Source organism: Micromonospora sp. NPDC049257 (assembly GCF_040678915.1).
In the GTDB taxonomy this organism is placed as follows: Bacteria; Actinomycetota; Actinomycetes; order Mycobacteriales; family Micromonosporaceae; genus Micromonospora; species Micromonospora antibiotica.
On record NZ_JBFAQU010000009.1, the window covers coordinates 38,273 to 53,204 of the forward strand.

11 protein-coding genes are annotated in these 14,932 nt (G+C 73.8%); 1 reads left to right on the forward strand and 10 read right to left on the reverse strand.

The genetic code is table 11. The annotated features are described in order from the left end of the window. Positions 1-73 precede the first annotated feature (73 nt). The 9 genes from AB0K25_RS15945 to eccD form a co-directional block, all read right to left on the reverse strand. Positions 74-406, reverse strand: a complete 333-nt coding sequence (locus AB0K25_RS15945; RefSeq protein ID WP_357534114.1) for a hypothetical protein — start codon at positions 404-406, stop codon at positions 74-76. Further along, positions 406-852, reverse strand: coding sequence for a YbaB/EbfC family nucleoid-associated protein (locus AB0K25_RS15950; RefSeq protein ID WP_219463178.1), 447 nt, complete (start codon positions 850-852; stop codon positions 406-408). The genes AB0K25_RS15945 and AB0K25_RS15950 overlap by 1 nt, the downstream gene beginning before the upstream one ends. A gap of 82 nt (positions 853-934) precedes the next feature. Beyond that, the gene (locus tag AB0K25_RS15955; RefSeq protein WP_363820768.1) at positions 935-3,022 is read right to left on the reverse strand and encodes a hypothetical protein; all 2,088 of its coding nucleotides are present in this window, start codon (positions 3,020-3,022) and stop codon (positions 935-937) included. A gap of 24 nt (positions 3,023-3,046) precedes the next feature. Beyond that, a complete protein-coding gene (locus AB0K25_RS15960; RefSeq protein ID WP_363820771.1) occupies positions 3,047-5,248 on the reverse strand; it encodes a hypothetical protein in 2,202 nt (733 codons plus the stop codon). Positions 5,249-5,252: 4 nt separating this feature from the next. Continuing rightward, positions 5,253-5,651, reverse strand: a complete 399-nt coding sequence (locus AB0K25_RS15965; RefSeq protein WP_357534106.1) for a hypothetical protein — start codon at positions 5,649-5,651, stop codon at positions 5,253-5,255. A 61-nt stretch (positions 5,652-5,712) separates the two neighbouring features. Then, positions 5,713-6,009, reverse strand: coding sequence for a WXG100 family type VII secretion target (locus AB0K25_RS15970; RefSeq protein ID WP_208567484.1), 297 nt, complete (start codon positions 6,007-6,009; stop codon positions 5,713-5,715). A 31-nt stretch (positions 6,010-6,040) separates the two neighbouring features. Next, the gene (locus AB0K25_RS15975) at positions 6,041-6,337 is read right to left on the reverse strand and encodes a WXG100 family type VII secretion target (RefSeq protein ID WP_204923310.1); all 297 of its coding nucleotides are present in this window, start codon (positions 6,335-6,337) and stop codon (positions 6,041-6,043) included. Between the two features lie 66 nt (positions 6,338-6,403). Continuing rightward, on the reverse strand, positions 6,404-7,798 hold the full coding sequence (eccB, locus tag AB0K25_RS15980; RefSeq protein ID WP_219463187.1) for a type VII secretion protein EccB: 1,395 nt from the start codon (positions 7,796-7,798) through the stop codon (positions 6,404-6,406). A gap of 4 nt (positions 7,799-7,802) precedes the next feature. Continuing rightward, positions 7,803-9,194 (reverse strand): type VII secretion integral membrane protein EccD, encoded by a 1,392-nt coding sequence (gene eccD / locus AB0K25_RS15985; RefSeq protein ID WP_357534104.1) that lies wholly within the window; start codon positions 9,192-9,194, stop codon positions 7,803-7,805. Between the two features lie 148 nt (positions 9,195-9,342). On the opposite strand from eccD, the gene eccCa reads away from it, so the two are divergent. Next, complete coding sequence (gene eccCa / locus AB0K25_RS15990; protein WP_219463192.1) at positions 9,343-13,350, forward strand: type VII secretion protein EccCa; 4,008 nt, start codon at positions 9,343-9,345, stop codon at positions 13,348-13,350. Here eccCa and AB0K25_RS15995 read toward each other — a convergent pair. Continuing rightward, complete coding sequence (locus AB0K25_RS15995; RefSeq protein ID WP_363820776.1) at positions 13,316-14,728, reverse strand: S8 family serine peptidase; 1,413 nt, start codon at positions 14,726-14,728, stop codon at positions 13,316-13,318. The genes eccCa and AB0K25_RS15995 overlap by 35 nt on opposite strands. Positions 14,729-14,932: the final 204 nt, after the last annotated feature.

A 14,932-nucleotide genomic window follows, 5' to 3' on the forward strand; every position in this document is an offset into this window, starting at 1 on the left:
TGCCCGGCTGCCGGAGCACTGAAGGCCCGTGCGCCGGAGCACTGCCCGCCGGGGCGGGCAGTGCTGTCGGCCGTTAGGTGTGCCGCCCGCTGTTGACCCCGCCGGAGATGTCGGCGTTGGTCGCCTCCATGCTCGCCAGGAGTCGGCCCAGTTCCCGCAGGTCCTCCTGGTAGCCCTGGGGCACCGCACCCAGCAGCCGGATGAGGTCCGCGCCGACCGACGCCTTCGGCAGGTTCGCCACGATCTCGTCGATGTCCGCGTACGGTTCCCCGACGAGTCCGGGATGGTCGGTGTCGCTGCGCCGCAGCGCCCGCTGCACCCGGTCCAGTTCCTCGGTGAACGGGTCGAAGTTCGGGTTGGTCAGCCGGCCGGTGTCCGCACCGATCGGCCCCACGGCCGGGGGCATCAGTGGGCTCCGGCCGGGGGCGTCGGCGTCGGGTCGTCGGCCGGCCCGGCCGTCCGGAACATCTCGTTGAGCAGTTGGTCCATCGGCAGCGGGCCGTGTTCCGGGTCGACCCCGCCGGTCAGCAGGTCCATCATGGGCAGGCCGGCGGGGAGCAGCGACTCGAACGCGGCGACGGTACGGGCCATCGCCTCGCCCCGGGCCGCCTCGATCGTGTCGACCAGCAACTCCCCCAACTCCGGACCGGCCATCGTCCGGTACGCCGAGGTCGGAAACTTGATCGCCGTGACCGCTCCCCGACTGTCGACGGTCACCGCCACCGCCCGGTTCTTCGCGGTGACCGTGCTGTAGACGGTGTGCAGGCCACCCTGGATCTCGTCGATCGCGGCCTTCTGCCGTTCGAGTTCGGCGAGCGCCTGCTCGACCTGGTTGGACAACGGACTCGACATCTGTCCTCACCTCCGGTTGTCTCTGCGGTTCGTCTGCTGCGGGGCACCACGACGGTCGACCCGTCGTGCGTGCCGACGGCGGTCAACCCCGGCCGCGCGCCTGTTCCCGGCCGTGCACCACCGGGCCGGTGGCGGGGGTCTGCTCCGCCTGCACCGGCGTCGCCACCGGCTGCCGCCTCGGCGGATCGGTCCGGCCCACCACGGCCGCCGTACACGTCGGGTCGGCTCCCCATGCCTGCTCGTCCTCGGTCAACCGGGTGGTGCGGCGGGCGCCCGCGTCGCTGTCCCGACCACCAGGTGCGCCGATCGACGGCACGACGGGCGGCCCGAACGGCCGGCTGCCGAGCTGTCCTGGTGCCGGGGATCCGCTGCCCGCCGTGCCCGACAACCCCGGGCCACCGGCCGCACCGGACGACCCGGCACCGCCGGGCAGCCCCGTGCCTGCGGGCAACCCGGTGCCCGCAGGCAGCCCCGCGCCGCCGGCACCGCCGAGCGGGCCGGCGAGCAGGGCGGCGAGTTCCCGGCCGACGGCGGAGCCGCCGACGGCCGCCCGCGACGGCGGGGCGACCGGCCCGTCCGCCAGGTCACCGATGTCGACGCCGCCGGCCCAGTCGCCCAGCGCGCCGCCGGAGCGGCGGTCGCCGTCCGGAGCGCCACCGCCGGCCCGTCCGCCGATCACCGGACCGACGCCGCCGGCCAGACCACCAACCCCGGCCAGCGCACCGCCGCCCCAGCCGCCCACGCCGGTACGCCCCAGGGCACCGACCGCGCCGACGCCGTCGCCGGCCACACCGGAGGTGCCGAGGACGCTGAGGTCTGCGGAGCCGCCGGCCAGGCTCGCCGCACCGAGCGCCGACAGACCCGCCCCGCCAAACCCGCCCCCGCCCGACGCGCCGATCGCACCGATGGCTGTCGGGCCGCCGCCCAGAGCGGCGCCCGTCCCGCCGGCTCCCAAGGACGAGAACGAGGACGACAGGTCCGGTACGCCGCCACCGGCCCCGTCGAATCCGGCACCACCGCCGCCGGTCCCGTCGAATCCGGTGCCGCCGAACTGGGTGGTGGAGTGCACCTCGTTGGGAGGTGGACCGCCGGTGGGGCCGTCCGAGGTGCCCGGTGGTGGGGGCGGTTGGTCACCGCCGCCGGGCGGGCCCGCGAACCGGTTGACGATCCCGCTGGTCTCCCGCAACGCGGTGACGAGCTGCGCCAACGCGTCGCGCATCGCCAGGTCGAGCCGGACGAGCTGGCGTAGCCAGGCGGTGCGCAGCAGCACGTCGAGAGCGGTCCAGCCGGCCGCGGTGGTCAGGTCGAAGGTGCCGCTGACCGGCCCGGTGCCGTAGGTGTCCGGGATGGTGACTCCGACCGCGTTCAGGCTGCCCTGGTCGACCTGCGCGAGGATGCTGCGGACCGTGCTGAACAGCGCGGTCGGGTGGTACGTGTTGAACCACTCGTGGGTGTGGTCGCTGAACTCCCGCCAGGCGTCGTTGATCCGCTCGCGGAACATCAGCAGGTCGTTGGACTGCCGGAAGACCCGGTCCGACCAGGCGTTGGCCTCGTTGGTGGCGTTCATGTCCCGGGTGAGCCGGTCGATGTCGGCGTGCAGGGTGTTCAGGGCCGCCACGAAGACCGCCGAGGCCGAGCCCTCGAACCCGGAACCGGCCCCGCTGATCCCGTCGCGCAGCACCCGCAGCTCGGCGGCGGTGGTGAGCAGCGTCTGCTCGACCCGCCACAGCAGGTTGCCGGCGTCGGTGAAGCTGCGTTCGCTGAACCAGCCGTTGGTGCCGGCGTACAACCGGGTGAGGGCGTTGACGCTCGCCCGGTAGAAGCTGTCGAACGCGGTGGCCGGTGGCGGGCCGCCGGTCCCCTCCCAGAAGGTGACGTGGCCCCGCACGATCTCCCAGAGGTCCCGCTGCGGGTCGTCCACCCCGGGTCCGACCCGGCGGTAACCCATCAGCTCCCGGTCGCCCGGGTCGACCGTGGGGCGGGTGCCCCGGTCCAGCTCCTGGGTCCGTCGTTCGACGAACCGGACCCAGGAGACCCCGTGGCCGGCGACCAGGTCGCGGTCGATCAGCGTGCCGCTGCCCTGGTCGGTGCCGTCGCGACCCTCGTTGAGGACGTCCTGGAGCATCCGTTCCCAGGTCCAGCCGGCGTACTGCGGGTTCGGGGCGGTCACCGCGCGACCCGCCCGGGTCGCCGGTCAGCCACGGCGACGTCCCGTCGTACGGGTGGGGCCGGGCGACTGACCGGGTCGGCGCGGCGCAGCCGGCACCGTGACGGTCGGCTCCTCGGACTGTCCGGACCGGCCGATGACGGCCATCCCGCACTCCGGGTCGGTGCCCCAGACGTCCTCTTCCTCTTCCAGCCAGGTCTTGCGCTCACGGTCCTTCTCCCCCTGTTGACCGCCCCCACCCATGCCACCCATGCCGCCCATCGGCGGCATCATCGGCAACCCGCCGGCCGCCGAGCCGGCGGAGTCGACGCCCCGTGCCCCGCTGCCGCCGGGCCCGACGCCGGCCGGTTCGCCGAGCAACGCGGCCAGTTCGCTGCCGAGGGCCACCCCGCTGGTCGAGGACTCGCCCGCCGGTGAGCCGCCGCCCAGGTTGCCGACGTCCACGCCGTCCACGTCGGTCGGGAACTGCGCCGACGGATTGGTGGTGTCGTCGCCGAGGCCACCCGCCCCGCCGCCCCTGACCCCGCCCACGCCACCCGAACCGCCGGAGGAACCCAGGCTGCCCGGCCCACCCAGCACGGGGGGCAGGCCGGGAACGACGACACCGCCGCCCAGGCCGGGGCCGCCGAGCCCACCACCGAGCCCACCACCGCTGCCGCCACCGGCCGAGCCGGAGCCCGTGCCACCGCCGAGCAGGTCGTCCCAGTCGGTGCCGCCGAGCCCGCCGGCCGACCCACCGGCACCGAGGTCGCCGCCACCGAGTCCCAGGCCACCCGTCCCGCTCCCGACGCCCGACCCACCACCCAGGCCCAGATCGCCACCGAGACCGAGGCCGGACCCCCCGCCGAGGTCACCCCCACCGCCCACGCCCAGATCACCACCGCCACCGCCCACGCCCAGGTCACCGCCACCACCCATGCCCAGGTCACCGCCACCGCCCATACCCAGGTCACCGCCACCGCCCAGGTCACCACCACCGCCCATACCCAGGTCACCGCCACCGCCCATACCCAGGTCACCGCCACCGCCCAGGTCACCACCACCGCCCATACCCAGGTCACCGCCACCGCCGATGTCGGGGCCACCACCGCCGTTCAGATCCGGACCGTTGAGGTCGGGGGTGCCGCCCGGCGGCGGGGTGGTGCCGGTGGTGGTCGGTGGGGGCGAGATGACGCTCACCAGGTGGGTGACGGACCGCAGCCGGGTGGTCAACCGCGCCAGCTCGGTACGCATCGTGGCGTCCAGCTCCCGCAACTGGCCGAGCCAGGCACCCTTGATCATGTTGTCGACGCTCTGCCAGCCGGCCTCGGTCATCAGGTTGAAGGTGCCGCTGTTCACCGTGCCGTTGCCGTACGCGTCCGGCAGGGTGACCGTGACCTGGCTGAAGTTGCCCGTCCTGACCTCGGTGACGATCTTCTTCAACGAGTCGATCAGCGTGGTCGGGTTGTAGCCGTTGAACCACTGGAACGTGTGGTCGCTGAATTCCCGGAACGAGCTGGCGATCTTGTTACGGAAGGTCGTCATGTCGTCGACCACGTCGTCGACCTGATCGGACCAGGCCCGGTCGGCGCTGTTCGCATTCATGTCGACGGCGAGCCGGTGGACGTCCCGACGCATGTTCGCCACCGCCCCGATGAACACGCCGGAGGCGTTGCCCTGGAACCCGGAGGCGTCGTCGCCGACCCGGTCCAGGATGGTCTTCAGCTCCCGCTCGGTGCTGATCAGGCTGTTCTCCACGTCGTGCAGCATCTTGGCGGCGTCGGCGAAGCTCTTCCAGCTGAACACGGGGTTGGTGCCGCTGGTCAGCCGCTGCAACGCCCCCTCGCTCGACTTGTAGAAGGTCTCGAAGGCGCCGCGCGGGGAGGGCGCCCCCTCGGTCTGCGAGTCGCTGAAGACGATCTTCACCTGGATGAACTGGGTCCGGGTGGTGTAGTGGGGTTTCCCGTCGCGCACCGAGCCGACCGAGCTGATCCGGTAGAGGAAGAACTCGTTGCCGTCGAGCGAGTCGATCCGGTTGGTCACGTCGCCGTCGCTGGGTGGCTGTGACGACTCGGTCACGTCGTCCAGGTGGTCGACGAGACGCAGCCACCGCACGTCCGGGCCGGCCACCAACCTACGGTCCAGCATGGTGCCACCGGTGCCGTCGGGACCGTCCCGGCCCTCCCCCAACACGTTCTGGAGCATCGATTCCCAGGTCCACTGGGACATGTCCTGGTACGGCGCGGTCACCGGATCACGCCGTCGGGTTCGGGGTGGGGTTGGGCGGGGTGCCGGTGCCGGTGCCGGTGCCGGTGCCGGGCAGGAACTCCAGGAAGCGCTCGGCAGTGATCGAGTTGAGCGACTCGATGTACTCCGAGTTCGCCAGCAGCTCGGTCAGCCCCACGGCGAGGCTGTTCATCGTGGTCCGGTGCGTGGTCATCCGGGCCAGCAGCGTGTCGCCGGTCTTGTTGAGCTGGTCGCGGATGGTCTTGCCCGGCTCGAAGTTGTTCGTGCCGGCCGAGACGACCAGGTCACGAAGCGTCTGTGAGACGTACTGGCCCTGCCCGGAGGTGGCGGTGTCGACCGCGTCCCGCAGGCTGTTCAGCTTCGCGACGAGCTGGGTGATGTAGGGCTCGTCGATGACGATCGGCATCTGGTGCTCCGTTCCGTGAGGTGGGGGGCGGGCGGCCCGGTACCGCCCGCCACACCGAAGGTCAGACGTTGCCCTGGAACAGCGCGGCACCCCGCGCGTCGCCCAGCCGGTAGTTGTCGTGGATCTGGTCCAGCCGGGACGAGGCGTCGGCGAGCGCGCGGCGCATCTCCTCGATCCCGGCGTTCCACTTCGCCTGCGCCGCGGTGAACGCCTCCCGGGTGTCGCCGGAGTTGGCGCTGACGTACGTCTGGACGACGGTGTTGAGTTCGTCGATCGAGTTCTGGATGCTGTTGGTCACGCCCTGCAACTCGGCCGAGCTGTCCAGCAGACCGTTGGGGTTGAGTCCGTACGACGGCATGGGTCGTCCTTTGTGAGGGGTCGGTCGGTGGTCAGGTCCAGCTCGCGGAGAGGGCGTTGTCCTGCTCCACCTGCGCGCTGGTCTGGTAGTGCGAGGTCATCGCGGTGTTCAGGTCGAGCAGCCCCTGCTTGACCTTGCTCAGCCCTTCCAGCCACTGCTGGATGGAGGTGGTGAAGGCGGTCTTGGCCTCCCCACGCCACTGGGTGTCCAGGAAGCTGGACGTGTTGTCGACGGCGCGCTGCGCCGCGTCGCACTGGGCGTCGGTCTGGTTCATCGCCGAGATGGTGCTGCGGATAGTCTGCTCGTCTACCTCATTGCCGAGTGGCATCGGCGCTCCTTCCGGTTGGGGCGGCCGCGGCGGTTCCGCGTCGCCGGTTCCGCTGACCGGCCGGTCTCACCCGACGACCCGGGCGGGGTCGAGGGCGGGTCCGGTCGGCAGCAGATCGATCAGGTCCGGTGACACCACGGTCGCGGTCGCGGGGGCGTAACCCAGCCGCTCCGCCACCGCCGCACCGGCGAGGGGGTACTTCACCCCGGCGTCGGTCACCAGGTGGTAGCCGGTGCCGGGCTGTCCGGCGCGACCGGTGACCACCAGCCCACCCCGTCCCGGCGTGACCGCCACCGCGTCGGCGGTGTGCGCCGTCCGGGTCACCCCGACGCCGCCTCGGACGATGCCGGTCGCCGGCACCGGCCGGGCCGCCACGACCCGGGGGCGACCGTCGGCACCGAACCGCAGGCACCAGGCCAGGCCGGCGGCCCGGGAGGCCGCCGCCGGCGCCACCGCCGGCAGTTCCTCGGCCACGGGTGGTCGGGCCGCGAGGGGCAGCCGGGCCAGTGCCGCCGGACTCAGCACGGTCGGGACCACCGCACGGCCGCCGTACCCGGCGACGGTCGCCGGGTCGGCGGCCAGCAGCGCGTACGCCAGGGGGGTCAGCCGGGCCAGCCCGTCGCGGCGCAGCAGGTAGTGCCGTTCCGCTCCGTCGGCCGGTCGGGCGGTGAACAGCTGACCGATCCGGGTCGGTTGCCCGTCCACCTCCGGCCCGGCCTCCCCGCGCCCCGGCACCGCGACCGGCCCCAGGTCCACCCCGGCGGGAATCAGGTCCAACCAGGCCGCCGGTACGGTGACCGGCGGCCCGTCGTGGCCCAGCACCGCCGGCAGCCACGGCGCGGTGAGCCGGAACCGGTGACCGTTCCAGATCAGATAGCCGGCGGTCGGGTCACCGGCGGGCCGGACCAGCACCGCCCGGTCGGCGGCCAACGGGGTCCCATCGGCCGCCGGGGCGACGGACAGGGTCAACGCCGTCGTCTCGGTGCCGGCCAGATCCGTGGCGCTGGGCGCGCACGCGGTCCACCCGACCCCGGCCAGGCCACCGGCCGGCAGCACGTCGGGAGCGCCGACGATGCCCAGCGGCTGCCCGTGCGCCACCCCGCGCAGCGACTTCGCCGACACGGTGACGACGGCGAGTTCCTCACCGAGCAGCAGCCGGGCCGAGGCGTAGTTGAGCACCGGGCGCAGCCGCCCGCCCAGGTAGAGGTAGCGCGAGCCGGTCTCCTTCTCCACCACCAGCGATCCGGCCTTGCGCCAGGCGGTGGCCCCACCGGGGGAGAAGAAGCCGTACAGGGTGAAGCCGCCCATCACCAGTGCGGCGACCAGGACCCCGGCGAGCAGCCCGACGGTGGTACGCCGGTGCGGCGTCTCCAGGCCGTCCGGTTCGCCGGCCACCAGTGCGGCGGTGAGCCGGCCCAGCAGGTGCGACTGCGCCTGCACCTGGTCACGTCGGGACTGCACGACGTCAGCCCCCGATCGCCCGGAAGTAGTCGTACACGTGCAGGACGGCGAGGCCGATCGGCAGCAGGGCCACCGCCGCCGCGGTCAGGGTCAGGTCCCCGACCCGCCCCCAGTACGGCGTCAGCCGCCGCCCGGTGAGGCTCCGACCGGCCAGCAGCAGCGCCGGTACGGCGACCGGCAGCACCCCGAGCGCCACCACCCGCCCCAGCGGTCCCGCACCGGCCAGGGCCTGCACGGCGACCGCGGTGGGTCCGACCAGCGCGGGCACCGCCTGGGTCAGTCGGTGCCAGGCGCTGGTCATCGGTCGGGCGTTGAGCGACCAGACCAGCGCGACCAGCAGCACCAGGGTCGTCTCCGCCCAGCCCGCCCGGTACGCCACCGACAGCAGCGCCACGGCGGTGGCCGCCGCCAGCCCGGCGTACAGGGCGGTCATCAACCGGTCGACGGCCCGCGCCCGGTCCATCAGAGGGCCGGCCGGTTCCGGGTCGATGTCCTCCTGGAGGTGTTCGGGTCGGGTCGGCAACGGGGCGAGGCGCAGCCCGGCGAGGCGGAACGCGAACAGGGGCACCATCAGCACCAGCGCGGTCGCGGCCACCGCCACCACCGCGCCCGCCTGCGGCCCGGTGCGCCCACCCACCGTGGCGACGGCCCCGCCGAGCACGCCCAGCAGCAGCGCGGTGGACCCGGCGACGAAGACCGGGGTGGCCGCGCCGAGCAGTACGGCGGCGAGCACCGCCACCGCCGCCCCGGTCGCGGTCCCGCCCAGCACCTGCGGCCCGGTCAGCCCCGGCCCGACGGCCGCGCCGTCACCGGGCAGCACCAGCCCGGCCAGACCGGCGTAGCCGGTGGCGGCGACGGCCAGCAACACGCCGAACCCGCGCTCCCCGCCGGCCCGGACCACCGCGGCACCGCCACCCAGCGCCACCGTCGCCACCGCCAGCGCCGCCACCGCCCGCAGCAGCACCGGTCCCGGCATGAGCAGGGCCACCAGGCCGACGCCGAGCAGCAGACCGGCCAGCGCCAGCACCACCGGGCGGATCAGCTCGGGACGCCACCGGCCGGGCCGGTCCCGCACCCCCGTCGCCATCCCGTCGACGAGGTCGTCGAAGTCGACCTCGGGCAACTGGTCGGCGCGCGGACGCAGGTGGACCAGGTCACCGTCGCGCAGGTCGAGCGCGGTGACGGTGCTCTCCTCGTCCAGCGGGGGTGAGCCGGCACGTTGCAGGACCCACCCGCCGTGGCTCAACCCCGTGTCGGCCAACCCGTCGCCGAGGTGGTGCAGCAGCGCCGGCAACAGGTCGGCGACGACCACCCCGACCGGCACGGCCACCTCGATCTGCCGGCTCGGTCCGCGTACGACCAGCCGGCACATCTGCTCGGTCTCGGTGCCCGTCACGGCCCCTTCAACGACAGCCGCCCGGAGATCGTTCAACGGCTCTGCGGAATTTTCTTTTCGCCGTCGCCCCGGGAAACCGGATCGACCCGCAACGGCCCGCGCTCCGTTGTGGAGGGGGGCCGACGGCCCCGGGTGGAGGGAGACGACCATGGGTACGGTGCTGTTCCGGCGGCCGGCGCGACGCAGCGGGCCGGAGATGCCCACCGGCGAGTTGACCCTCCAGGAGCCGCCGGAGCTGAGCGAGCCGCAGCAGAACGGTGCCCGGCAGGCGATGATGGTGCTGCCGATGGCGCTGATGACCGGCGTGATGATGCTGATGTTCATGGGCCCGTCGCGGGGCCCGTTGACCTGGGTGATGGCCGGCATGATGGCGGTGGCCATGGGCGGGGTGATGATCGGCTCGGTCATCGCCAGCAGCGGGGAACGCAAACAACGCCACGGCGGTGACCGCCGCGACTACCTGCGTTACCTCGCCCAGCACCGCCGCCGGGCCCGCCGGTTCGCCCAGGACCAGCGCGACTCCAGCCTGTGGCGGCACCCCGACCCGGCGTCGTTGTGGTCGCTGGCGATGACCACCCGCCGCTGGGAGCGCCGCCCCACCCACCCGGACTTCCTGGAGATCCGGGTCGGCACCGGTGAGCAACGGTTGGCGGTCCGGATCGCGCCGATGCAGACCAAACCGGTGGAGGATCTCGAACCGGTCGCCGCGAAGGCGCTGCGCCGGTTCATCCGGGCCTACAGCACCCTGCCCGACCAGCCGGTGGCGTTGTTCCTGCCGGGCTTCGCCGAGATCCGGGTGACCGGGGACCGGGCGGCGGCGCGGGCGTTGCTGCGGGCCCTGCTCACCCAGCTCGCCGCACTGCACGCGCCCGAGGAGGTGCGGGTGGCGCTCTGCGTCGACCCGGACGGGTCGGCGGCGTGGGAGTGGGTCAAGTGGCTGCCGCACGCCCAGCACCCCGCCGAGCAGGACGCCGCCGGTGGGCTCCGGCTGGCCGCCGACGGCATCGAACGCCTCGAACGGCTGCTCGGCGCCGAGTTCACCGGCCGCCCCCGCTACGAGGCGGGCGCCACCCCCGACCGGGACGAGCCGTACGTGGTGGTGATCCGCGACGGCGGCCGGGTGCCAACCGGTCACCGGCTGACCACCGGCGGCTACCGCAACGCGGTCTTCGTCGACCTCGACGACCCGCCGGTGGCGACCGGGAAGGGCATCATCAACCTGGAGGTCGCCGACGGCACGCTGACCATGCTCGGGCGCGACCGGGTGGGCCAGGAGACCCGGCAGGTGCTCGCCGCCCCCGACCTGCTCGGTCCGGCGTCGGCCCGGTCGGTGGCCCGGCTGCTGTCGCCCTACCGGCTGGCCGTCGCCACCGAGCTGGCCCCCGAGCCGATGAAGGCCGACTTCGACCTCGGCACGTTGCTGCGTATCCCCGACCTGGAACGGTTGGAGCTGGCCGCGCTACGCGAGCGGCGCGGCCCCGACGAGCGGCTGCGGGTGCCGATCGGGGTCGACGCCACCGGCACCCCGGTCGAGCTGGACATCAAGGAGTCCGCCCGGGGTGGCATGGGTCCGCACGGCATGCTGATCGGCGCGACCGGCTCGGGCAAGAGCGAGCTGCTGCGTACGCTGGTGCTGGCGCTGGCCGTGACGCACTCCTCGGAGACGCTCAACCTGGTCCTGGTCGACTTCAAGGGCGGCGCCACCTTCCTCGGCCTGGACCGACTGCCGCACACCTCCGCGGTGATCACCAACCTGGCCGACGAGGCGGCACTGGTCGGGCGGATGCGCGACGCCCTGCACGGCGAGCTGGTACGCCGACAGGAGCTGCTGCGGGCCGCCGGTGGCTTCAGCTCGGTGCTGGACTACGAGAAGGCGCGCGCCGGTGGTGCCCCGCTCGACCCGCTGCCCACCCTCTTCGTGGTCGTCGACGAGTTCTCCGAGCTGCTCGCCGCGCACCGGGACTTCATCGACCTGTTCGTCATGATCGGCCGGCTCGGCCGGTCGCTGGCCGTGCACCTGCTGCTGGCCAGCCAGCGCGTCGACGACGGCCGGATCGGGCAGTTGGAGTCGCACCTGTCGTACCGGATCGGGTTGCGGACCTTCTCCGCGATGGAGTCCCGCTCGGTGATCGGGGTGCCCGACGCCTACGAGTTGCCGGCCGCCCCGGGCAACGGCTACCTGCGGATGGACGTGTCGACCCTGCTCCGGTTCAAGGCCGCGTACGTCTCCGGGGAGTACCGCCCCCGCCGGGCCCGGGTCCGCCAGGACGTGGTCCAGCGGCAGGTGGTGCCCTACCGGCTGGACCTCGTACCGGCGGAGAACCCGACCCCGCCGGCTCCTGCCGATCCGCCGACCGACCCGGACGGGCCGCCCGTGCCCGACGCGCCCGCCGCGCGCAGTGTCTTCGCGATCGTCACCGACCAGCTGGTCGACTCCGGGCCGCCGGCCCACCAGGTCTGGTTGCCGCCGCTGGCCGACTCCCCCACCCTGGACAGTCTGCTGCCGGCCCTGGCCCCCGATCCCGACCTCGGGCTGGTCGCCACGGACTGGCCCGGCAACGGCCGGCTGGTGGTCCCGCTCGGCTTCATCGACAAGCCCTACGAGCAGCTGCGTGACCTGCTCACCGTGGACCTGTCCGGGGTGGGTGGGCACATCGGGGTCGCGGGCGGCACCCGCAGCGGCAAGAGCACCCTGATCCGTACGCTGATCTGCGCGCTGGCGCTCACCCACCGCCCCACCGAGGTGCAGTTCTACTGCCTGGACTTCGGCGGCGGCACGCTGGGCACCGTCGCCGGGCTGCCGCACGTGGGCAGTGTCGCGGGTCGGCTCGACACCGACCGGGTCGGCCGGACCGTCGCCGAGGTCACCGGCCTGATCAACCAGCGGGAGCGGCGCTTCACCGAGCAGGGCATCGACAGCATCCAGACCTACCGGCAGCTGCGGGCCGACGGCCGGGTCGCCGACGACCCGTACGGCGACGTGTTCCTGGTGGTCGACGGCTGGTTCACGTTGCGGCAGGAGTTCGAGGCGTTGGAGGTGGCGCTGCGGCAGATCGCCGCCCGGGGGCTCAACTTCGGCGTCCACCTGATCGTCAGCGCGGCCCGCTGGTCGGAGGTGCACCACAGCATGCGTGACCAGCTCGGCATCAAGCTGGAGCTGCGCCTCGGCGACGCCGTGGACTCCGCCATCGACCTGCGGCTGGCGGCGACCGTGCCGCGTGCACCGGGGCACGGCCTCACCCCGGAGAAGCTGCACTTCCTGGGGGCCCTGCCGCGCATCGACGGCAACCCGGACCCGGACAGCACGGCCGACGGGGCACGGGAACTCGCCGGTACGGTCGCCGAGTTCTGGTCCGGGCCGGTGGCGACGCCGGTGCGGACCCTGCCGGCGGTGCTGCCCGCCGCCGAGCTGCCGCCGGCCGAGGGTGACCTGTGGGTGCCGCTCGGCTTGGACGAGGCCGACCTGAAGCCGTACTGGCACGACTTCTCAGAGCTGCCGCACCTGACCGGGCTCGGTGACAGCCAGAGCGGCAAGACCAACCTGCTGCGGCACCTGGCCCGCCTGATCGTCGGCAGGTTCAGCCCGGCCGAGGCCCGGATCCTGATCGTCGACTACCGGCGGCAACTGTTCGACTCGGTCCCGGCCGAGTACCGCCTCGGCTACTCGGTCTCGACGGACTCCACCCGGGAGACCGTCGCCGACGCGGTGGTGGGGCTCAAGGGCCGGCTGCCGGGTAAGGACGTCAGCCCCGAGCAGCTGCGCCGCCGCGACTGGTGGACCGGGCCCCGGCTGTTCGTCCTGGTCGACGACTTCGAGATGCTCGCCGGGCAGGACAACCCCCTGCAACCACTGATCCCGTACGTCCCGCACGGCGTCGACATCGGGTTGCACGTGGTGGTCGTCCGGGGCACCGCGAACCTGATGCGGATGTCGATGGACCCGTTGCTGCGGCGGCTCCAGGAGGCCAGCAGCCCGGACCTGGCGCTGTCCTGCCCACCCACGGAGGGGCCGCTGCTGGGCGGGGTGAAGGGTCGGCACCTGCCGCCGGGGCGGGCGATGGTGCTCACCCGTCGGGGACACCGCGTGATCCAGACCGCATACGTCGAGCCTGATCCCGGGGTCAGTGGCGGCGGCGCCGACGCAGGCCGACGGTGAGGGTGGCGAGCGTGAGGATCGTTGCCAGCACGGCGATCGCACCGGCAGGGCTCCTGCGTTCCACGGTGGTGGCGGGGCCGGCCAGTGTCGCGTTCACCGCCGCCGCCGGATTGATCATGCCCCAGCCGTACCACGGGTCGGGTCGGCCCGCCGCCGTCGAGGCCCCGTCGGCCGTGGCCCTGACCCGGGCCGCCGCCGCGACGGCATCCAGCCGGGGCTCGCTGGCCCGGACCAGGGCCACCAGACCGGCGACGAAGGCGACGGCGTAGTCCGTACCCGTGCCCTGCACCTCCCCCGAACCGATGCCGAGGCTCACCACGTCCACCCCCGGTGCCACCACGTCGACCTCGCCCGACCGGTAGACCTCGGCCAACCGGTCGTCCGGGCCCACCGCGCCGACCCGCAGCACCCCCTCCGGCAGGGTGGTGCCCGCGGGGGCCGTCGCCGCCCGGGCCGCCACCACCACGGTGGTACCCCGGGCGACCGCCGTGCGCAGCGCCGCCACCACCCGCTTGTCGGTGGTGTCCACCGACGCGCCGATCAGGGCCACCCCCGCACCTGCCGCCGTCGCCACCCGCAGTGCGGTCACCAGGCTGGCCGAGTCGGCCGTCCCGGCGGACCGGCCGATCCGGACCGGCACGATGGTCGCCTCCGGGGCGAGGCCGACGAAGTCGGTGCCCCGCTGCCGGCTGGCGGCGACGATGCCGGCCATCGCGGTGCCGTGGCCCGTGCAGTCCCGGTCTCCCCGGGAACCGTCGGTGGGGTCCACGGTGGCGTCCGCCCCGGGCCGCACCCGGCCGTCGAGGGCCGGCAGGGCACCGTCCACCCCGGAGTCGAGGACGGCGACCGTGACGTTCGCCCCCCGACCCCGGGTCCAGGCCACCTCCGGGGTCAGCCGCAACTGCGCCCAGGGCACCCCGCCGATCCGCCGGCCCGGGGCCACCGTGCAGACCACCTCGCTGGCCGGCGGTACGGTCGGTCGGGGGCGGCGCGACGCCGTCGGGCTGGCCGGGGTGAACACCGGCAACGGACCGTAGCTGACCTCGGCACCGACCGCGTCCCACGGCACCACCAGCAGCCAGCCCCGCCGCAGCACCGCCGGATCGGTGACCGGCACGCCGTCCGGCTGGACGCGCCCCTTGTTCAGCGCGAAGATCTCCAGGTAACGCTCCGCGTCGCCGAGGACCCGCAGCGCGACCTCCCAGAGGTGTTCGACCCTCCCCTGCGCCGCGCCGACCACCACGTACTTCACGAAGCCGTTAGGTGCGACGGCCCCACCGGGCAGGTCCGGCGGGGCGGTGGTGGGTGCGGGCACGGCCGCCGCCGGCACCGCCGGGACCATCGTGGAGGCCAGGAGGCCGAGCCAGCACAGCAGCACTGCGGGCAGTGGGCGGGGCCACCGGACCCGGTGGCGTCCGGTCACCGCAAGCGGGCGGGACAGCGCTACCTCCCAGCGTCGTCGTGGCCCGCCCAGGCTACGGCGTCCTGCTCGCGCCCCCGATGTCCGGTCGATTGCGATTCGACCAACCCCCACGGATGGCGGGAACCCGTGCTGAACAGATCGCCGGTCGCCGCCGTTGTA